We start from the raw sequence: 21,265 nt of genomic DNA, 5'->3' as shown, positions 1-21,265 counted from the left end.
CCCCACAGGCATCCTCTTTTGTTATATATCAATGATTTACACGAAATACATTCTAGAATGAATGCATCCTCAGTTGCTTATCAACCAACATTCCGTCTTTCAGATTCAGATCAAACTTCACTTTACGTTTCGCTTTCAATTTCAGAATAAAGAGTTCTTCCGAACCTTCCAAAGCCTCCTGTTTTCCCATATTGACGAAAGTAGGATAGAGGGATTTCACACCATTCGTATGCAGGCGGTCATAAGTCAGATTTTCCATTGCTTTCATATTCAGCGGTTCCACGCCTACAAATTCATAGTCGCTCTGATCATAAGGCAAAGCAAAGCTAAGTGCATTAACCGAACGCAGATCATTACCCTTCACACGGATTTCAACGATTTCGTCCTTTTGATACTGCTTCTTCGGAGTGCTGATGGACAGAGAGCCGGATACTTTCTCCGTAGCTTCCCTGTCGACACCGCCGTCGAGCTGAGTGGCTACGACAGAAATATCATAAGCATCTATCAAGTCATTCATGTTGATATCGCCTTTGCTGATGTAACCTTCAAAGTCTGAATCACCACGACGCAATCCGGTATAGTTCATATAAGAAGTCAGGTCATTGCGGTCGATCTTGCCATCATTGTTGATGTCGCCTTGCAGGTAACTTGCCGTTCCCGGTACTTTGAATACGTAGATCTCACGACCGGAACCGTAGTTTCCTACACCTGCCGTAACGTTCAGTTTGATGTAACGTGCATTTGGACGCTCTGTGAAAGTAAATACTTTTACATCACCGTTCCGCTGCCATTCGAATGCTCCGGCTTCCGTCCAGTTTTCTTTGTCCATACTGTAAGATACCGTTCCTTTCAGCAGTGTACCGTTGCCGGCATCCGCACGGGGCAGATAATGGAACTTATCCAGTTGGTTAACTGTTTTGAGGTCGATAATCAAATCTAATGGTATGGAGTTAACGCTATACTTCGTGTGCCATGTATCTCCCGATTCGGAGAAGTTGAACAATCGGTCTACACCGAATCCTCCCTGCGATGCGGTAGTCGATTCGCCTTCAATGCCACGAATAGCAAATTCCAGCGGATTAGTCTTCGTTTTCACCTGAATCTCTGCCCATTCGGACACACCGTCTTTGTTGACAGCACGCACTTTGAATGCGTAAGGAGTATCCGCTTTCAGATCTTCAAACAGTAAGTGAGTATCCCGGATAATCGTATAAAGCATTCCGTTAAATTCAATCTCATAGTAATCGGCATTGGGTACTTTGTCCCAAGTCGGTTGCAGGGTATATGCTTCTCTGTTCTGCTCGCTTACCTGAGCGTTTTGCGGTGCAGACAGGGTTCCGGTGCTTACCAAGTTACGGTCGGCCGGCTCAAAGCGGAAACCTTCCACGTCCAGTTCGATACGATTGGCGGTGATGTCGGTGCTGCCCAGTTTGATGTGCAACAGCGGATTTTTTGTGATAACCACTTTCTCAAATTCACTTCCTTTGGTTGCAAACTTATTCAGATTGGGGGTTTCTTCGTACCAGAATACGTTTTCTCCATTCAGAAGTTCCGCTGCCGTGCTTACTTCCGTCAGTTTTACTTTCTTGTTGTTGATTCTTGCAGTCAGTTTTTTTGGTTTCTCCGTGACGTTGATGCGCAGTTCCGTCTTTTTATCTTTTACAAAACCGTCGAAACTTCCGGCTGTGGGATGAATGGTGATAGTCACACGGTTCTTTGCGTCTACGTTCGATTCGATCAGGGTAGATACCGATTTCTCCTGACGGTAGGCTTCTGTCACACCGTCGTCGTCATATTCTACGGTTGCAGTATGGCGGTTCGGATAAAATTCATAGATGCGAAGTGAGGGGTCTATTTCGCTGACATTATTGTTAGGCTGTGTCATCGGAATAATAGCACCGTTCTTTACGAATACGGGTAACTTCCAGACCGGAGTATCGAAGTTGCTGAGAATACGGTTGCCTTCGTATTTCTCTCCGCTGAAATAGTCTATCCAAGTGCCTTCGGGCAGATAAATTCCATTGCGGATATCATTGCCTTCTTTATCAGCTTTCGTATTCTGATAGACAGGGGCTACGAGAAAGTCGGTACCATACATATATTGGTAGCGGGTAGCCGTTCCGTATGTATATTCATTCGGATAGTCGAGGAACATGGCACGGATGAGAGGCATACCATCCACCGCTTCACGGGCAAAGCTATACGTGTAAGGCATCAGTTCCGATTTCAGTTTGAGATACATACGGTTAATGGATGTAGCTGGTTCACCTAAAGCATGGGGGTACTTTTCGTTGGCGCCCCAGCCATCCATATTCAACTGCATGGGGGTAAATGTTTTCCATTGGAAATCACGTATATTGACTGCCGCATTCCTTCCACCGAAGATACCGTCCATATCCGAGCAGATATTCGGCTGGCCGGACAGACCGGAACCTATATAAGTAGGGATGTGAAAACGGATATATTCCCATTCGCCTCCGGTCTGGTCGCCCGACCAGATGCCGGCATAGCGTTGTGTGCCTGCCCATCCGTCCAGTGAAATGATAAAGGGACGGGCATCATTGCCATAATAAGGCATAATATGTCCTACGTCCGCCACTCCGTTCAATCCGAAGGAATAGCCGGCTCCTACCCATGCCACATCGGTTTTGAGTACACGCACACCGGCATCACGGACTTCTTTCACGATATCACGCTGCAACAAGGCACTTACACCCTCCTTCGGGTGCAGGTCCGACTGTGTCCAGAGGCCTATTTCCACACCGTTCTTACGGGCGTAGTCTCCCAGGCTTTTCAGATTGGCGATGTTGCCGTCCAGTGTTTCCGTCTGTCCGTATCCGGCTCCGTAACCGTCGTTCGGAAGTAACCATCCGAGAGGCATATCATGATTCTTGTAACGGTCGATAACGGCACGTGCCGAGAACTGGTAATTATTCTTTTCACCATTCAGAGACTCTTTGATGCCGCCATTGTCTTTCTGGCTTTCTTTATATCGCTTTCCGTCTTCAAAGAGGATTCCTTTCTCGTCTTCCTTCCAATAGTCACGATTGTAGGCATTAAGATGCCCTTCGTAAAAACCGAATTTGGGCAACAAAACGGGGTTTCCCGTCAACTGATAGAAATCATTCAACAGGGAAACGGCTCCGTCGTTGACCATATAGAAAATATCAAGGTAAGAAGAATTGTGAGACAGTTTCACTATGTTTTTCTCTGTTGCTCCAAAATCGTATTCACCTTTCCGGAAAGTGTACCACATCATTCCGTAACCATTGGTAGACCAGTAGAAAGGGGCAGGGGAGGCCACTCCGCCATCCGTCCAGCTATTCTGATTTTCGATGGCAATGACTTTGCCTTTATGAGAAAAACGTCCGTTTTGCACACCGCCTCCGTAGAAGTATTCTTCGGGATTCTCCTTCAAGGTTACGGTCACTTCTTTAGGACCGAATATCACCGGAGCGACTTCTTCGATCACACATTTGCCGGTCAACGGATTAAAGACTTTCATCAGTCCGGTCTGCTTATTCAGTTCAATCCGTACTTGGGCGGTAGTGAGGGTTATATAACCCTCTTTCTCATCCACCGACAGTCCGGAAACTTTGCGTCGGGGCTGGTCTACAAGTATCTGCGCTTCAGGTTTCGCTTCGGGGTCACGGATAATGCCTCCGGAATTGTCCTGAAAGACACGGAAAATATTCTCTCCGTAAAAGTCGATAGTCATCCGTTGCTGGTTCGCAAACAGTACATCAACCGTCGTCGGGTTTATTTTTTCTGCACGAAGGATTCCCGAAGTTTGTTCCTGATGGACGGATGCCGAAGAAACGTCACTCTGATCCGATGCTGCGGATGCCTGTATGGAAGAAAGGGAAATCGGACATAAGAATAAAATGGCGGTAATACGCCTGAGATGTCGTAAAGAGATGGGGGTTTCTTTTTTCATGTTTTTATTTATTTGGTATTAGAAATTAAGACTGTTAATGTCAGATTGTAAAATTACTCGTTTGGTAATAAATACACTTCATCTTTGGGTTACCCTAAATCAGAAGCTGTTTTATTATTATTTATTCACAAATTCCATAGGGATAAGCGGAGGTCAATAGCGTGTCACCTTATTTTTTAAATCTAATCCGATATTCTTGTATCGCCAATGTATCCCTGACTCCTAACGTACTTATAACTTCAGGATTGAATTCATTAAAAGCTTTGCCTCCCATTAGCGAATAAGAATAATCTGTATATTCCGATATCTTGTACAACAAATAGCATAATTCAATATCTTGATAAGAACCATAGGCCACACGTATTTCTTTTGTCCAATACCTCCCATTCGGAATGGAAAGCGGCGGATCATACTTCATAGGATATTTCATCATTCGAAAACATATCGAATTAACATCACCTTCAAATAGAAAACCTGGACGAGAAGAAAATAAAAACTGTTTGCCATTCTTTTCTACATCATAAACAAATGGATCATCTTTAAATCTCACACTATCTTCCGAACAAAAACAAATAGGTGTTAACGAATTCTTTATATCCATATTATCCGGAATACCCGGTAGAACAACATTAGAACTATATGCAAATTGCATTATTTTATCCGTATCATAAATTTCCTCTTTGTTCGTAAACATTCTGATATTGGAAACTTTCACTACTTCACTTCCATATAAGGTTATAGGGAACTCTATTTCTTCTTCTTTTTCGCATGAAATACATATTAAAGACAAACTCCCTATACTTAATAGCAATAAAAATTTCCAATTCTTCATTTGAGTATATTTTGAAAGTGTTTTTCGGTATTCTATTTACTAATCAATATCTTATCCATCAATAGGACGCTGTTGCCGGAATTCCCGTTTGCTTTATCAATTCTACAATCCGGTCCAGTTCTTCATGAGTGGCTTTCTGCAAATCATGATCGGGAGTCTCCCTGTCAATCGTATAGATCATCACTTGACTGGGAGCGATCTCCTTGACTGCTTCCAGCCACGGGAGCACAAACTCATCGGATGTATTATTCATATCTTTCCCAAGGTAACTACCTTTCAGAAACATAGTCTGAATAATACAATTTCCTTTGAATTCTTTCATCTTTTCGATGATCTTCCTTACGGAATATTTCCCGTTGGGACGATCCAGGAGATGAATGTATTCTTCGTTCACCGTATCCAGCTTCAGGATATTATTATCTATCTTGTTCAATGCATCGAATACCGCAGGCCGGTCGATGAAGGTGGAATTGCTCAATACACTTACTTTTGCATTCGGGAAATAGTGGTCACGAAGTGCCAGTGTATCTTCTATGATTTCCGGAAAATGTGGGTGGGCAGTCGGTTCACCGTTTCCGGCAAATGTGAGTACATCAGGGGCGGGACCGTTCTTCTGCATATCTTTCAGCTTTTCTTCCAGGGCGATGCGCACTTCTTCACGAGTGGGCAAATGCTTCTTCGGACGATGGTCGGCATTAAAGCCGCATTCACAATAAATGCAGTCGAACGAGCAGACTTTGCCGTCTTCCGGCAATAAGTTGATTCCCAAAGACACACCCAAACGGCGGGAATGAACAGGGCCAAAGATGGGTGAAGGAAAAATAATAGTCATCTTTTTATTAATTGTTTTAATGTGAGTTCAATATCAATACGAACGTTTATCACATCAAACTCACATTATTTTATCATTTACTATTTCATAATATCCAGAGGCAAAGATACTTTAAAACTTAATACGGAGTTGCATTTGTACGTCAGCTTTTTTATTTCCAAGGATTAAATCATTGCCGGAACCTATTTCATTCCGGTCGAGATAAACGGTTTCTCCGAATTTAGTTATAAACATCCAATGTTCATTCGGTTCATATCTCAGACGAACGGCACAGCGAAATCCACGGCCTTGAAAGGAGGGAGTGTAAAATGTATAAAGCAATCCCTTCTCTGATACATATACCCGCGAATCATAGTCGTCTGTAGAAAAATAACTGCCTTGAACGTCAGCAAACAGCCTGGTCCAAGGCAGTTGGGAGGACATCATTTGTGTAACTTGATATCCTTTACTAGCAGCCCTGTCTTGAGAATGAAAATGGTTGTAATCTAAAGTTGTACGACAGCTAAACACATCTCCATAAAAATAGTTCAAACGATATCGAAGTTGGTGATGAAAAATAGGAAGCGTTAGGTTTTCTTTGCTACCTGTCAAGTCACGCTCTTTCTGTTTATAACGATATTTCAAGTACATTGTCAGATTACTGTGCGGAGTAAACGTAGCCTGAAGCAATCCGTCCATACCTCGGGAAGGTTTACTGATCCGGTATTTCTTCCACGGGAAAGAAAACAGATCGAAGGAAGCAAGGATGTGCCAATGGCGGAAAGGGGAAGTTTCCATCCCCAAATAATATCCCTGTTCGTTTTGAACCGCACTTCCTTCTCCAAAAGAATGGGCGAACATAGCCCAATAATTATATGAGTAGTATCGTTGTACGATCATCAACTGAGTTCCTTCCACCGGTGAATACTGAAGACGGTTCAAAGTAGCACTGCCTTGTTTTCCCATAGCCGTCTCTCCTTGGAAAGAAAAGCGATGCCAGCGGTAGGCATAGTCTATTCCTAAATTGTAGAACTGATTTCCATGAATGTTATATTGGGAATAACCTGTTAATTGCAGTTCATAAGGTCGGTTGAAAACATAGTAAATACCGGTGATACCCAGCCGGATACGGTTCTGTTGATAACTCACGTTTCCACCAGTCAGCTGCATGGTGAATACGTTCTTCTTATCGGCTTCTTTCTGACTGCGGTGTAGTCCGGTTTTGTAGATAGAAGTTATTTCGCCATCGGTCAGCACACCGTCCAGCGAACGGTGTGAGTAAAAGCCGGATATACTCCATTGCTTTGTAATGCTTAAGGTTGCCGCCGCTCCCCGAAAATAATTAGTTTCGTCAGTAGAAGAATGTTTCCTGATTCCTCCGCTGCGGGTGTTGAAAGAAGAAGCATATACGGTCTTTCCCAGTAAGTAATCCGTGCTGATCACCAATCCCTGTCCGAAACTTAATCGATAGTTACCAACAGCCAATGTTTTTAACCGCCCACAATCTTTGAGTAAGAGATAAAAAGAATAATAATCATACCCTTGACGATTGTGCAGAGCAAAGAAAGGTTCTCCGGCATCCTTCTCCGCAACAAAACCTGCATAGAGCTGGTCGCGATAACGGAAAGCATACTTAACAGAGTTATAAACAGAAGGTCCCAAATAGGTATGTTCATAACCTTTTCGCTTGTAAAACGGTATATCTATGCGAGTTATCACTTCATTCTTTCCATACTTCATTGCGCTTTTCAACATAGTTTTCCACCGAAAAGACGACTCATTGTTAATAGCTTTGATACATACGAAAGGCAATAGATACTGAATAGTCTGCCTGTCCATATCCTCTATCAACTGAAGTTCATAAAGAGTTTTCATCTGCCCATGCACGTATATATAGGCTAGCAGATGTTCAATCTGAATATCACTGAGAAAAGGAAATTGTTCCAGTTGTTGACGGGTAGCCCGGTTTAAATCTACAGGTTCGTGAAGGCGGACGGACAGTTCTTCCAGTTCATTCTCCCAATTGGGTTCATTAACAGCATTATCAACACTATTATTAACAGATAAATCTTCAAAAATATCTTCTATAAGACTTTGAGAAGGGTTTTGAGCACTACAAGCAGGAATAATGAACAGGCTGTTTATAATACTTATCAACCGAAATAGTTGAGTAGTTTTCATCAATAAATTATTTGTTTACACCTTGCGTTTTTACAGACAAGGGCGCAAAGATACTTTAAATAGGTTAACGTCTAAAAGAAATGTCTGAATAATAAAATTTTAATTCTATTTTTGTAACGTGAAAAGGAGACTTAACATAGTAATAATGATGGCGTTTGCTATGGTCTGTTCATCGAAGATGCAGGCACAGGACAGGCAAACCATCAACGGATACTTGGTTCCAATGTGTATCTACAACGGAGATACCATTCCATGTGTCCAGTTAAGGACTGTTTATATCTTCCGCCCTCTAAAATTCAAAAACGAAAAAGAACGGCTGGAATACTACCGGCTGGTACGTAACGTAAAAAAGGTATATCCTATCTCCAAAGAAATTAACCAGGCTATTATTGAAACTTACGAGTATCTTCAGACATTACCCAACGAGAAGGCTCGCCAAAAACATCTCAAACGGGTGGAAAAAGGACTGAAGGAACAATATACCGCACGGATGAAGAAACTCTCTTTTACACAAGGCAAACTCTTGATTAAATTGATAGACCGCCAAAGTAATTCCACCAGTTATGAACTGGTGAAAGCTTTTATGGGACCTTTCAAAGCAGGATTCTATCAGACATTTGCCGCACTGTTCGGTGCCAGTCTGAAAAAGGAATATGATCCGTTGGGAGAAGATAAACTGACGGAAAGAGTTGTGCTGCTGGTAGAGAACGGACAAATCTGATTCACCTTGTCATAAGGTTATCAACGTTGTTATTAACCATCATATTTCTATTAAATCCAATTCCACTATCACCATAGGAAAATTACCCCGCTTTATCTGACTTCTAAGGTATTAACAGTTGACCTGTCAGGTGTTAATAGTCTGCATGACAAGTATTAACAGTTGAGAAGTCAGCTATTAATAGCTGTGATGCCATCTGATAACAGCTTGAAACAGGATGGTTAATAAACACTGAATCAATCAGACTCAACCAAGAGTAAGTTGCTACAATATTCTTATCATCACACATAATTATGAACAGAAAAAAATAGTTGGTTAATAGCAAGTTAACTATGATATCAACCACTTATTAACTAATTATTAACCGACTGATTTTACACCGTCAACGCAGCTTTTTGAACAAATCCCAGATGACAATGCCCGTTGTTACAGACACGTTCAGAGAATGCTTGGTACCATATTGGGGAATCTCGATACAACCATCCGAATGATCAATCACTTCCTGTTGCACCCCTTTCACTTCATTTCCCATTACGATAGCGTACTTCTTCGTCTTGTCCAGTTCGAGTCGATCCAGCATAATGCTGCCTTCCGCCTGTTCTATCGAATAAACAATATATCCTTCTTTACGGAGGTTATCAACAGCATCAACAGCGTTATTAACATACTTCCAGTCAACAGTGAACTCTGCGCCCAAAGCCGTCTTATGCATTTCGGGGTGGGGAGGGGTGGCCGTTATTCCACACAGATAAATACACTCGATACGGAAAGCATCCGACGTGCGGAATACCGAACCTATATTATGCAGGCTACGAATATCATCCAGCACTACCACCAAAGGCAGTTTTTCTGCTTGTTTAAACTCTTCGGCACTGATACGGTTCAGCTCTGTTATTTTCAGTTTTCGCATACGTTGTTCATTTATTACGTTTCGGTTGCAAAGGTAGTTCTTTTCTGTTAACAGAGGTGTTGATAACGGTTTAAAACCTGTCAAAACAATCGGGAAAGAATTTGAAAAATAATTCTTGCATTATTCAAAAGAAGGTATAAGGGGCCTTCATTATGAACATTCCAAAAAACAAAGACAAAACTTTCTATGCAGACATCAACATATTTTTCAGCACTTATCTGCCTGTTTATATCCATAAAGTTTTTAACTTTGCACTTTATCAACAGGGAGTTAATAGCATTCTCCCATTTGATAGGGCTTGCATTGATAATGAAGATAATAAATAGTCAATCTTCCACCTTTCCTTCCGTTCATAACGGACTCATAAAGCAGAAGTATGGACTAATAACTTATCCGGCAAGAAAAATCGTATTTATTTGCTAACACTATTAACAGGCTATCATCACTAACAAAGGATTTTTTTTAAAAGGAAGAAATAAAAGAATATTATTATGAATAATCTCATAAAGGCTATTAATGAGCTGAAGAAAGAAAAGAATGCAATCATTCTGGGGCACTACTACCAGAAGGGTGAAATACAAGATATCGCCGATTACGTTGGCGACAGTCTGGCGTTGGCTCAACTGGCTGCCAAAACAGAGGCGGACATCATTGTGATGTGCGGCGTTCACTTTATGGGTGAGACAGCGAAGGTGCTTTGTCCGGATAAGAAAGTGCTGGTGCCCGACATGGAAGCGGGTTGTTCGCTGGCGGACAGTTGTCCGGCGGATCAGTTTGCGCAGTTTGTCAAAGAGCATCCGGGGCACACCGTTATTTCGTACGTGAACACGACAGCTGCTGTGAAGGCAGTAACGGATGTGGTGGTGACTTCCACCAATGCCCGGCAGATCGTGGAAAGTTTTCCCAAAGATGAGAAAATAATCTTTGGTCCGGACCGGAATCTGGGAAATTATATCAACTCAGTTACGAACAGGAATATGTTGCTTTGGGACGGAGCCTGCCATGTGCACGAACAGTTCTCGGTGGAAAAGATCGTGGAGCTGAAAACACAGCATCCGGAAGCATTGGTGCTGGCACATCCCGAATGCAAAAGCACGGTGCTGAAACTGGCAGATGTGGTAGGGTCTACAGCTGCACTGCTGAAGTATGCGGTGAACCACCCGGAGAATACGTATATCGTGGCTACCGAATCGGGTATCTTGCATGAGATGCAGAAGAAGTGTCCGCAGACAACGTTTATCCCCGCTCCTCCGAACGATAGCACCTGTGGATGTAACGAGTGTAGCTTTATGCGGTTGAATACGTTAGAGAAGCTCTATGAGTGTCTGAAGAATGAGTCACCGGAGATTACCGTAGATCCCGAAATAGCGGAGAAGGCAGTGAGGCCTATTCAGCGGATGCTGGAGATTTCGGCGAAACTGGGATTATGATAGGATATACAAACGGTACCTTCCAATATACTGGATGGTACCGTTTGATGTATTGGAGTGTACCATTCCGTGTATCAGATGGTACCGTTCTTTGAGATGTAATTATCTCATTTAAATTTCATTCATAGCGATATTAGTTTTCTGCTTCCAAACGAATAACGAATCCACCGCCTTTTGCCATATTTATATTCAATATGGTTTTACTATCCACTGTTCTTTTCTCTACCATGTATTCTTTAGGTTGCTCGTAGGAGTTCGGAGCGTCTTTAAAGATAGTTGCCTGATAGGAGACATTGTCTTTCAGGAAGCTGAGGTTCACTTCTGTAGAACGGGCATCCCAGTTGGTCATTCCGCCCACATACCAGTCATTGCCTTTTTGTTTGGCTGTCACGATGTATTCGCTTAATTTTGCTTGCAATGGCAAGGTCTTATCCCAAACTGCGGGAACTTTGGAAAGGAAGTCGAGTACATCCGGATATTTATTGTATTCAGTGGGTGAGTCACATAAATAAGCCATCCATTGGTCGTAAATGACAAACATGGACAATTCATGCGAACGTGTTCCCATGCTCATGGGCGGAGTATTATCTATATCCATCGGTCTGAATTCATCCTGAGTGACACTTCTCATGGATCCCGGAGTATAATCTGCCGGTCCTGCCAACAGGCGGATGAAAGGAAAACGAGTGTGATATTCGGGAGTCAACGTCTTTTCCCAAAAGTTACATTCCGCTCCTCTTACTGCTTCATAGTTCAGTATATTGGGATACGTGCGATGCAATCCGGTAGGGACCGGGCAACCGTGGAAAATAGCTACCATTTGCTTTTCGGCCAGACGTTCTGCAAATTCTTTTCCCCATCGCATGGCTATCTGGTCATTCCGTTCGAAAAAGTCGATCTTTGCTCCGGATACACCGTAGCTGTGCATTTTAGCGATCCAGTCGCTCGGATTCTCTCTGGCGCAACTAGCCCATGTCCAGACGATAATCTTCACATTCCTTTCTTTGGCGTATGAGCATAGTTCTTTGATGTAATCTTCGGACCATCCGGCATCCAAGGTCATATATTCGATATGATTCTTTGAAGCCCAGTCTACGTAGTATTTATATAACTGGAGAGAAAGCTGCTTGTTTCCACTGGGGAAGTCAACACCTTCCAAAACGGCTTTGTGCCACCATTCCCATGCACTCTTTCCCGGTTGGATCCAGGAAGTATCGGTCAGACGGCAAGGATCGGCCAGTTTGTATACCAGTTCGTTGTTCAATAATGATTTGTCATCTTCCGAAACGATGATGACACGCCACGGAAAACTACGGTTTCCATCAGTCTTTGCGATGTAATTCTCTCTGGTAACAACCAAATGATTGGAATACCAGTAGTAAGGATTGGAAGGATCGGAGTCTATTGTTTCTTTTGGGTAATTAGCCCATTTTCCGCGCATGGAGTTGTAGCCGTTGGATTCCATATACAGAGCCGGATAATCATAGGTATTTGATTCCGTTATGACCACTTTATAAGGAGAATCGGGATATTCGTATAATACCGGAGAAACAGCAAAACGTTCGTAAGGAATTTCCAACGGACCTTTGTAGACTTTATAGAGTCTTTCAAAGTTTCTATATCCTTGATGTACCTGATGGGTACGTCCGGATTGATCCGTTTCGCCGGAATAATTAGCATCGCATTCCGGATAATAGATGGTTGGGGTGGAAGCAAAGTTGAAAATGGCATCTTCACTGATGATTGTAATTTCTCCGTTGAGACGGGTGACGAAATGATAGGCCACTCCTTCATCATAAGCACGTACTACAAGGTCGCAACTGTCATTGAAAGAAACGGTAAGTTCATTATATGTATCCTGTAATTCTTTGTTTTTGCCAACAAGGACGTCTATAGTCTGGTTCACCTTTCTTTTCTTTACCGACTTTACACTTCCGTTGCCGATTACTCTTCCGTCCGCCAGATGTAATCCGATGGGAGAAGGGAGTATAAGTTGTGTATTATCGTACCATACTTCGTATTGGGTACCTTTGTCTATTTTCAGTTTAATCTTCAGTTTTCCGTTAGGAGAAACCGTTTCATATTTCTCTGCCTGTAACGTGCAGCTTAAAGAGAATAAACAAAGGAGTATTAAATAACTGATTTTTTTCTTATCCATATAATTGTGGTTTATTGAGAATTAAAGATGTTATTAATTTAATTGTGCCAACCTTTTTTTCTTAAATAATCGAGCAAATAAGCAGGTTGATCTGTTTGTAAAATACGAGCTCCTAGCTGTTCGATCAGATAACCGTAGCTTTTTTCCGGATCGGTCAGTGCAAGATTATCATCATGATTTCCTGCAAGTGATCCCCATAATGTGTTATACCAAATCAAACTTTTCTTAAAAAGTAATTGTTTTATTTTTGGAGGAAGCGGATTTTTTGGGTCTGAATAAATAATTTCGAAAGCAGCAGGACGTAATTCTTTCAAATAGTCTGTGATTATTTTCTCAGCTTCTTTGTTACCTAAATCTATTACTGGCATATATAAAACTTTATCCAAATAAGAACCAAATTCTCGTTTGACAGTTTCTATAGGCTGTCCTCCTTTCATGATTACTAAATTTTGGGTTTCGGTTTTTTCCAATATAGCGTATACATCGTCAAAGATGTCATATGCTTTGTCTAAATTAACCATGATTTTTCCTTTTGCTGTTAACAAAGCTTCTTCTAAAGTGGGCACAACATAATTTGTTACTTTTCCATCCTTATCTTTCAATTTTAACTTTTTTATATCTGCCAGAGTCCAGTTTTTAATTTCTCCTTTTCCAGTGGTAGTACGATCTAATGTATTATCATGCATTAGAATCAATTGTCCATCTTTTGTTTTCTGAATGTCAATTTCTACAATATCTACTTTCATAGCAATGGCGCTGTCAATAGCAGCAGTTGAATTTTCCGGTGCGCTACGCCAATTTCCCCGATGAGCAACAACTAACACTTTGTTTGATTTTGGATTTAAGAAAGTATTTTTAATTGTTTCTACATGTTGTTGTGCCGTTACTATGCAGGTTGATAAACAATAGATAATTAATAATAGAGTTGATTTTTGATTTTTCATTATTGCCATATTAAAATAGAATGAATAAGGTTTAATGTACTAATACATTCTTTATAACTTTAATCACTTGATTTGCTAAAGCTGAATACCCTGCGTCAATCGGATGTGTCCCGTCTCCGCCTGCATAATATTCGGGGTGGTCGATTACTACTTTCCATAAGTCGTTCACTTCTATGCCGGCACGATTGATATGTTTCAGTGCAATCTGATTACGTACATTCAACCGTTCGGTGATAGGGGCAAACTCTTTCATTCCTTCTCCGGTACGGACGGGAGTGGTGTTTGCCCAGATCAGCTTGGCTTTAGGGGCGTATTTACGAATGATTTTGATTAATTTTGGGAAACTTTTATCATACTCTTTTTCTGTATAATCGAATCCGTGCAAACCATTATTGAAATGGATAACGTCGAACTTTGTATTTTTGAGTACTACGGCCAGTTCTTCGATTAAAGCCGGATCACCTACACTTTTCGAATTGGAGAGCCGTCCTACATATGCTTTTTCTTTCAGAGCTGCTTCTACTTTTCCGTAATATCCGCGTGTGATGGAATTTCCGATGAGCAGTACGTGTGGAAGATCTGTTTTGTTAGCTCCGGGAATCCAAATATCAGACCATTCGATATATTCACGTGCAATCTTTTTCTGTGCATAAGTGAAAATACAAAGAGACAGTAGAATAAATGTAATAAAGGTGTGTTTCATTATTTTCTTTTTTTAATTGGTTATGTTATATAGGTTCGGATACAAAATTAGGTAATAACAGAAAGATTATATGTGTACAAAGCAATCAAAAAATGAAATATTTGCAGCAAACATTCTATTTTTTGATTGCTTTATATCTATAATAGGGTATAGATAATTTCTATCTTTGTGAAAAAAGTAAAATTTGAAGATCAATATCATGAAAAAGTACATTTTATTTATGATGAGCGTTTGGTTCATCCAGTTGGCTATTTTTGCCCAGTCTAGAATAATAGAGGTTTTTCCGGAGCAGGGAAAAGATATTGAAAATATAGCGTTAGCTTTAAAAAAAGCTGCTGACTGTAAAGGAAGGCCGGTTACTGTAAAGTTTTCACCGGGAATTTATCAGTTAGACCGTGCGAAATCATCACAAGTGTTATATTATATATCAAATACGACTTCTGAGTTGGATGATCCTGATCCGACTAAACATATCGGATTGTATCTTAATACATTAAAGAATGTCACTATTGATGGTTGTGGGTCAACTTTATTGATGAATGGTGAAATGACAAGTTTCGTACTTGATAAATGTGAAGGTATTGTTTTGAAAAATTTTAATATAGATTATAAACATCCTACTCAAACGGAGGTTGAAGTATTGGAAGAGGGGAATGATTATTTGATTGTTCAGGTACATCCCACATCCCAATATCGGATTGTAAACGCACAGTTGGAATGGTATGGTGATGGTTGGTCTTTTAAGAACGGAATAGCGCAGTCGTATGACCGTATAAGTGAAATGACTTGGCGTTCTTGGAGTCCGATGGAGAATTTGCTTCGTACAGTAGAACTTCGTCCAAATGTGTTATATCTGCAATATAAAGAAAAACCACAAGTAGGACTACATACTATTTTTCAGATGCGCGATTCTTTCCGTGACGAAGTGAGTGGATTTGTAAACAGAAGTAAGGGAATACTGTTGGAGAATATCAACTTCTATTATTTAGGAAATTTCGGGGTAGTCTGTCAATACAGTGAGAATATTACTGTTGATCGTTGTAACTTTGCTCCTCGTCCAGGTTCAGGACGTACTAATGCGGGATTTGCTGATTTTATTCAGGTTTCTGGTTGCCGTGGTATGATTGATATTAAGAATTCCCGTTTTATAGGTGCACACGATGATCCTATAAATATACATGGTACACATTTGCGAGTAATAGAATTTTTGTCGGACAATCGTTTAAAACTTCGTTTTATGCATGACCAGACTTTTGGATTTGAAGCCTTTTTTAAAGGAGACGATATAGAACTTGTTGATTCACGTTCTTTGTTGGTAGTAGGGAAGTGTAAAGTAAAAGACGCAAAATTAGTAACACCAAGAGAAATGGAACTCACTCTGTCAAGTCCACTCTCTTCGGAGGTAATGCAACAGAAAGACCTGGTTGTTGAGAACGTGACGTGGACACCGGAAGTGCGGATTACAAACAATTACTTTGCAAGAGTACCAACCAGAGGGATTCTTATCACAACACGACGTAAGTCTCTGATAGAAGGAAATACATTCTACGGCATGCAAATGAGTGGAATATTTGTAGCCGATGATGGATTAAGCTGGTATGAGTCAGGACCGGTACATGATTTGACTATTCGTCAAAATACGTTTTTAAACTGTGGAGAACCGATTATTAGCATTGATCCGGAGAATAGAGAATATAAAGGGGCGGTTCATAAAAATATTACTATTGAAGAAAATTATTTTTATATGAGAAAAAATAGCTCATGTGCCATTCGAGCGAAGGCTGTTGATGGCCTGATGATACGTCATAATTTGATTTATTCTCTAGATACTGAAAAAAATAAAGAGTCTGATTTTATTCAGATGTATAATTGTAATGAAGTTACAATAAAAGAAAATCGGGTACAGTTGCACCACCTATTTAAATGAATTCTATTTCAATTTTAAAAGAAATAGATAAATATATAGTAAAAGATTTGATTATAGTAAACCCTGGAAATTTATAATACAAACTTCCAGGGTTTATTTTTATAAGAATAACATTTGATGAATAGTTTAATAAAATGGAGAACTTTATTCAGCTACACTCCACAATCTTACTGACTTAAATTCTATATTTCTACAGATATCTGAGAAAGATACTACCCAGCCTACGGTAATAGTTTTTTCTTCTGTTAGTTCAAATATAGGTAAGGCAGATGTTTTATTAGTATGTTCTGACTCAAATTTGAGGTAAGAGAGGATAATGTCTGACTTTTCCAATTCTTCATTGTCAGGTAGTGATTCGCCTTGAGCTACAGCAAAATGGATATTGGTACTGCCAGAACCTATATTTGCGGCGTTTTTTACTTCGATACGCATTTCATACTTTCCTTCTGGTAAAGTAAATGTTTGCCAGATCTTTCCGTTGTCATAATATCCCTGACTCCATTGTGTTGTTTCGAACTGAATTGTTCCATCGTTATATTCTGTGAAGCCGGCACCTCCATTGGCATTTTTAGTTTCCATAACTTCATTCCATTTCCAATCGTAAGGTTTTCCCCATTTATTGTTTACATCATATCCTCTAAATGGATATCCGGCATTCTTAATATAAAGACTGGTTAGGTCTTTTGTAATGCCAATGTAACTTTGGGAAGGCAATGTAACTTCTTTATATTCTGTAACAAATTCGTCCAAGGAAGTTGTTGTCGGTTTATATATACTATTGTACCGGAGTATTCCATTAGCTTTAAAATTGTCGAGTTCTGTTGTAGTCTCGTCAACTGAAATATATTTCGAGCCTAAAGTTCCGTCCTGACGTTCATATTCAAGGTTACAGCCTACTAAACCGTCTCCTCTTGATATATTCCAATTCAGTTTGGCTGCCCATATTCTTTCTGATTGTCCACTTTCATTTACAATTTCTTTTTGTTCAGGAGAGATACTATGTAAAATCCGGTTGGTTAATGCTTGTTGGTATAGTTCGCCATATGCATAAGCAGATACCTCTGTCGGGATAGATGTGTTGTTTTTGGGATCATAGGTGACTATCGAGAAGTCATATTGTCCTTCTGTTAAATTCTCTAACATAAATTCGAAGGTTTCTCGTGGTTCCGTACGTTCTATTGGAAACTCTTTAAACTTTTCTTCCAATGTAATAGGATCTTTGTAACTGATAACACATTTTACCTGATTTACACCGTACATCATTTTTCCTTCTATTTTGATTCTGTTTTTTCCAGTAAAAGCTTTGAGTGAATCAAGTTTTCCTACATAGATTTTTTCTCCCTCGTCTAGATAAGGCTGAATGCCATCCAGCATGCCATTACATGAATAGAAAAAGCACAGGATACTACAGAGAATCAATATATTTATTTTTTTCATACTTTTGCTTTGTTAAAAGGTTATTGTATCGGGGTTCCGTAGAACCAAAGTTGCTGCATAACTACCAATCCGGCACCGTCATGAGTAGAAAGTATTTTAAATCGAATGTATCTTACTGGAGGAATATCTGCCGGAAATTCAAATTCTTCTCCTTTACTAGCATATGTTATATCTTCTTCTGAATTTGAACCGGCGGGCCATCCGGAAGGTTTTATGCTTTCACAATCTGCCAGTTTGGTCCATCCGTCCCAACTTCCGTCCGAAGATGGTAAATCAGAACGTCCCCATACTTCCCATTCTTTGATAGCACCTGCACGATAGTAATAACTACCTCCCATGGAGCGTTGCCATGAGGTGAAGCGGCTTAATTGAGCGGTTTGACCCATATCGAATGTAAACCATACAGGAAACTCGGAAGGATTAAAGTCATAACCGTGAGCATAATTCCAACTGTTTAATCCATGATCTCCATTGAATAAAGACTCCAAAGTATGACCTGCGTTGTCCATCTTTATATCATTGGCTAGATAGAAAGTTTTGAATTTGGTCAAATCCAATTTTTCTTCATATAGTGGTGTCAAGGTTGTTAAGTATTCTTCTGACTGGTTATCATATAGATCGCGGACACGAACTTTAAAATCATGTGGTTCGGCAGAGAACCCTCGGAGTGTAAAGCCGATGTTTTTTACAGAAGTATATTCTGTATGTTCTATATTCCAATTACCTTTTGAATCTTTTGTAGATACATCAAAGATGAGATAGTTTCTGCCTCCATTTGTAGTATGTATATAAATACCTCCGAATGTAGGATTTACCTCTATTTCTTCAATGGCAGTAAGGTATGCCGGTTTTCCAGGTACTATTTCGGTGATGATAGCTTCTCCTTCTTTCTCCATTTTGTTAACGGCTGAGATTACTAGTTTTTTCGGATTCGTATTTCCGAAACCTTCTATTGTCGTTTCATCAGTATAGAGAGAAGCACGTGCTTCCATTTCTTTTCCATTGTCAAGTGTATATTTTATTTTGATATACAATAGATCTTCGTCTGTTGGAGCAATGAATTTCAATGTCACTCCACCAGGAATTTGTTCATAGGAAGTCACTTGTACTGTACCAGGAGCATGTCCACTGCCATCCCCATAAGGTTTATGAGTTTCTACATCTTCGCAACTGTGTAGCAATACTGCCGCACATGCCATCCATATATAATATAAGATTCTTTTTTTCATTGTTTTTCGATGTTTATAATTACCATCCATACGTTTGAATTAATTTGTCGTCTACTTGTAAGTCTTGTTTTTTTATAGGCCACAAATAGTCTTTAGTTGTAAATGCGCGAGGAACAAAGAGAGTTGTGACTTTATAAAAGTCTTCCTCTATTTCTCCTTGTACGTTCCATCCTTTAATGGATTTACTCAGTTCTTTTGAAGCGTCTTTCCATCGTCTGAGATCATTGTATTGATGTCCTTCCAACGCAAGTTCAATTTTACGTTCCTGTTTGATGATACTTCTCATCCCATCTTTAGTTTTAGGTTTGGTAGGATCATTGCTGTACTTTTCCCATGCTACTCTGACATCTCCTATATCTTCGGTCTGTCCAAGTACACCTTTTTTCAATCCAGAACGTTCGCGTACCTTCCGTAGGTATGTATAAACTTCTTCCGGTACATTATTATCACCTTCTGTAGCTTCATTAAGTGATTCTGCATACATTAGATACAAGTCGCCTAATCTGATAATAGGGAATGGGTATTCGTAGACTACTTGTGAAGATTGAGTTATAGCATTTTGATAATATACTACTTTTTTAGCGAAATAACCTGTAATGGAGTAGTTAAATCCCCATTTGTTTCCAGAGTTTCTTCCATATTTACCATCTACATAATTCAAGTCATTGACATCTGTACGTCCGTTACCATACCAAGTGGAACCATCGAAACCGAGAGACCCGTAGAAGCGGGGTTCTCTGTTGAAGTGAAGTACGGCAGTGGTCCAGCCTGTTCGCATGTTATATTTATCAGCACTAGTCACTTGTCGGGTTGTGTAACGATTATCATAGTTTCCGCTTGTTAACCATTCTTTGTCTTCGTCAATGGGCACTCCATTTTTACTGTAAAATTGTTCTGCAGTTTCCAGTGTAGGAGCATATACACCTGCTGCCCTGCTTTGCAAAATACTGCCTGTTACTTGACCGTTTCCACTTCCTTGTTGCAAAGAAGGAACGATACAAGCCATCGATAGGTTTTGCAGTTCATTGGTACCCTGTTTGCCTACGCTCCATATCAATTCGGAGTTAAAACGTTCTGTTACTGTTTGACGAATATTCATGCTGTAAAATATTTCTTCTGGTAGGTCCTGGCTATAAGACATGTCCATGCTGCAGTCATAAAGTTGACATCCGTTGGTTTCTGCAGATTCTATGGCCTCTTTACATGCTTCAGCTGTTCTCACCCATTTTTCATGGCTGAATTCTTGGTTGATGAATGGTTCTCCTTTTTCGTTTCTGAAATTTGCATAATCTTTGTTTCCATTGAAGAGAGGACTAGCTGCCCACAGCAGTATTTTGGCTTTAAGGGCTAATGCTGCAGGTTGTGTCAAACGTCCCATTTCTGTAGCTTCCATAGTGATGACTGGTGGCAAGTCTTTGTACGAGTCGTCTATGAGCTTTACCATGTAATCAACTATTTGATCTACCGGCATGCGGGTAACTTTTACTCCTTCTGGATCAGTCGATACAGGAAGAGCTTTGTCTACAATAGGAATAGGGCCATAGTGTTCAAATAGGAAAAAATGGTAATAGGCTTTTAGTACGTTTACTTCAGCGATCCATCTTTTTCGTTCAGAATCTGTCAAGTCGTTCACTTTATGCTGATCTCTTACATAATCAAGAAAGATATTACACTCTCTAATGGCACGGAACATGGGAAGATTACTGCCTCCTTCTCCGTCCCAATAATTGGCATAAGGAGCATCAATATTCTGTAATCCACGGGCTATATAAAAGCTGACTTCATTGTCAAAGTGAGAGTCATTAGTAGTATAGAACCAACATTCGTGTCCGGCTCCCATGCCGGGAATTCGTTTGACAGATCCATGGTCTGGAACAAAATGGTAGCAGTTGGCCAAATAGCGTTCGGCTGTATTTCTGTTGTTGAATACAATGTCCAATGTTGTCACATTATCGGGAACTATATCCAAATAATCTGAACAAGAACAAAGCAACGTCAAAATGATAGTCGGAATATATTTCGTAATTTTTTTCATATCATTGCTT

Annotated in this window: 14 protein-coding genes; 3 read left to right on the top strand and 11 right to left on the bottom strand. The window is 40.2% G+C overall.

What is annotated here, in order from left to right:
• Window positions 1–52: 52 nt before the first annotated feature.
• The 4 genes from DW640_RS13835 to DW640_RS13820 form a co-directional block, all read right to left on the bottom strand.
• Complete coding sequence (locus tag DW640_RS13835) at window positions 53–3,937, bottom strand: TIM-barrel domain-containing protein (RefSeq protein ID WP_117578502.1); 3,885 nt, start codon at window positions 3,935–3,937, stop codon at window positions 53–55.
• A gap of 169 nt (window positions 3,938–4,106) precedes the next feature.
• Window positions 4,107–4,769, bottom strand: a complete 663-nt coding sequence (locus tag DW640_RS13830; RefSeq protein ID WP_117578501.1) for a hypothetical protein — start codon at window positions 4,767–4,769, stop codon at window positions 4,107–4,109.
• Window positions 4,770–4,827: 58 nt separating this feature from the next.
• Window positions 4,828–5,601 (bottom strand): radical SAM protein, encoded by a 774-nt coding sequence (locus DW640_RS13825; protein ID WP_117578499.1) that lies wholly within the window; start codon window positions 5,599–5,601, stop codon window positions 4,828–4,830.
• Window positions 5,602–5,712: 111 nt separating this feature from the next.
• Window positions 5,713–7,761, bottom strand: a complete 2,049-nt coding sequence (locus DW640_RS13820; protein WP_117578497.1) for a helix-hairpin-helix domain-containing protein — start codon at window positions 7,759–7,761, stop codon at window positions 5,713–5,715.
• Window positions 7,762–7,906: 145 nt separating this feature from the next.
• Between DW640_RS13820 and DW640_RS13815 the strand changes: the two genes are divergently transcribed.
• Window positions 7,907–8,482, top strand: a complete 576-nt coding sequence (locus tag DW640_RS13815) for a DUF4294 domain-containing protein (RefSeq protein WP_032814169.1) — start codon at window positions 7,907–7,909, stop codon at window positions 8,480–8,482.
• 382 nt (window positions 8,483–8,864) lie between these two features.
• Here DW640_RS13815 and DW640_RS13810 read toward each other — a convergent pair whose 3' ends face one another.
• Window positions 8,865–9,392: an RNA methyltransferase gene (locus DW640_RS13810; protein WP_008762785.1), complete on the bottom strand. Its 528-nt coding sequence runs from the start codon at window positions 9,390–9,392 to the stop codon at window positions 8,865–8,867.
• Between the two features lie 491 nt (window positions 9,393–9,883).
• On the opposite strand from DW640_RS13810, the gene nadA reads away from it, so the two are divergent.
• A complete protein-coding gene (gene nadA, locus DW640_RS13800) occupies window positions 9,884–10,822 on the top strand; it encodes a quinolinate synthase NadA (RefSeq protein WP_008762783.1) in 939 nt (312 codons plus the stop codon).
• A 133-nt stretch (window positions 10,823–10,955) separates the two neighbouring features.
• Here nadA and DW640_RS13795 read toward each other — a convergent pair whose 3' ends face one another.
• From DW640_RS13795 to DW640_RS13785, 3 genes are read right to left on the bottom strand one after another with little or no spacing between them, the layout of a single operon-like run.
• Complete coding sequence (locus DW640_RS13795; RefSeq protein WP_090613179.1) at window positions 10,956–12,980, bottom strand: glycoside hydrolase family 97 protein; 2,025 nt, start codon at window positions 12,978–12,980, stop codon at window positions 10,956–10,958.
• Between the two features lie 38 nt (window positions 12,981–13,018).
• Window positions 13,019–13,924: a glycerophosphodiester phosphodiesterase family protein gene (locus tag DW640_RS13790; protein WP_090613176.1), complete on the bottom strand. Its 906-nt coding sequence runs from the start codon at window positions 13,922–13,924 to the stop codon at window positions 13,019–13,021.
• Window positions 13,925–13,955: 31 nt separating this feature from the next.
• Window positions 13,956–14,627 carry an SGNH/GDSL hydrolase family protein gene (locus DW640_RS13785; RefSeq protein ID WP_090613173.1) on the bottom strand — a complete coding sequence of 224 codons (672 nt, stop codon included), beginning with the start codon at window positions 14,625–14,627 and terminating at the stop codon, window positions 13,956–13,958.
• A 199-nt stretch (window positions 14,628–14,826) separates the two neighbouring features.
• Here DW640_RS13785 and DW640_RS13780 point away from each other — a divergent pair, with 199 nt between their 5' ends.
• Window positions 14,827–16,554 carry a right-handed parallel beta-helix repeat-containing protein gene (locus tag DW640_RS13780; protein ID WP_233525443.1) on the top strand — a complete coding sequence of 576 codons (1,728 nt, stop codon included), beginning with the start codon at window positions 14,827–14,829 and terminating at the stop codon, window positions 16,552–16,554.
• A 144-nt stretch (window positions 16,555–16,698) separates the two neighbouring features.
• On the opposite strand, the gene DW640_RS13775 is transcribed toward DW640_RS13780, so the two are convergent.
• The 3 genes from DW640_RS13775 to DW640_RS13765 are packed head-to-tail and all read right to left on the bottom strand — an operon-like array spanning window position 16,699 to window position 21,255.
• A complete protein-coding gene (locus DW640_RS13775) occupies window positions 16,699–17,991 on the bottom strand; it encodes a DUF4998 domain-containing protein (protein ID WP_011108678.1) in 1,293 nt (430 codons plus the stop codon).
• A gap of 20 nt (window positions 17,992–18,011) precedes the next feature.
• The gene (locus tag DW640_RS13770; RefSeq protein WP_016269156.1) at window positions 18,012–19,220 is read right to left on the bottom strand and encodes a DUF5000 domain-containing lipoprotein; all 1,209 of its coding nucleotides are present in this window, start codon (window positions 19,218–19,220) and stop codon (window positions 18,012–18,014) included.
• 19 nt (window positions 19,221–19,239) lie between these two features.
• Entirely contained in the window at window positions 19,240–21,255 is a 2,016-nt protein-coding gene (locus DW640_RS13765) for a RagB/SusD family nutrient uptake outer membrane protein (protein WP_117578495.1), read from the bottom strand.
• Window positions 21,256–21,265: the final 10 nt, after the last annotated feature.

The sequence above is a fragment of the Bacteroides sp. AM23-12 genome, assembly GCF_003434395.1.
Lineage (GTDB): Bacteria > Bacteroidota > Bacteroidia > Bacteroidales > Bacteroidaceae > Bacteroides > Bacteroides thetaiotaomicron.
Note: the sequence above shows the minus strand (reverse complement) of the source record. Positions and strands in the feature narration are given on the sequence as shown.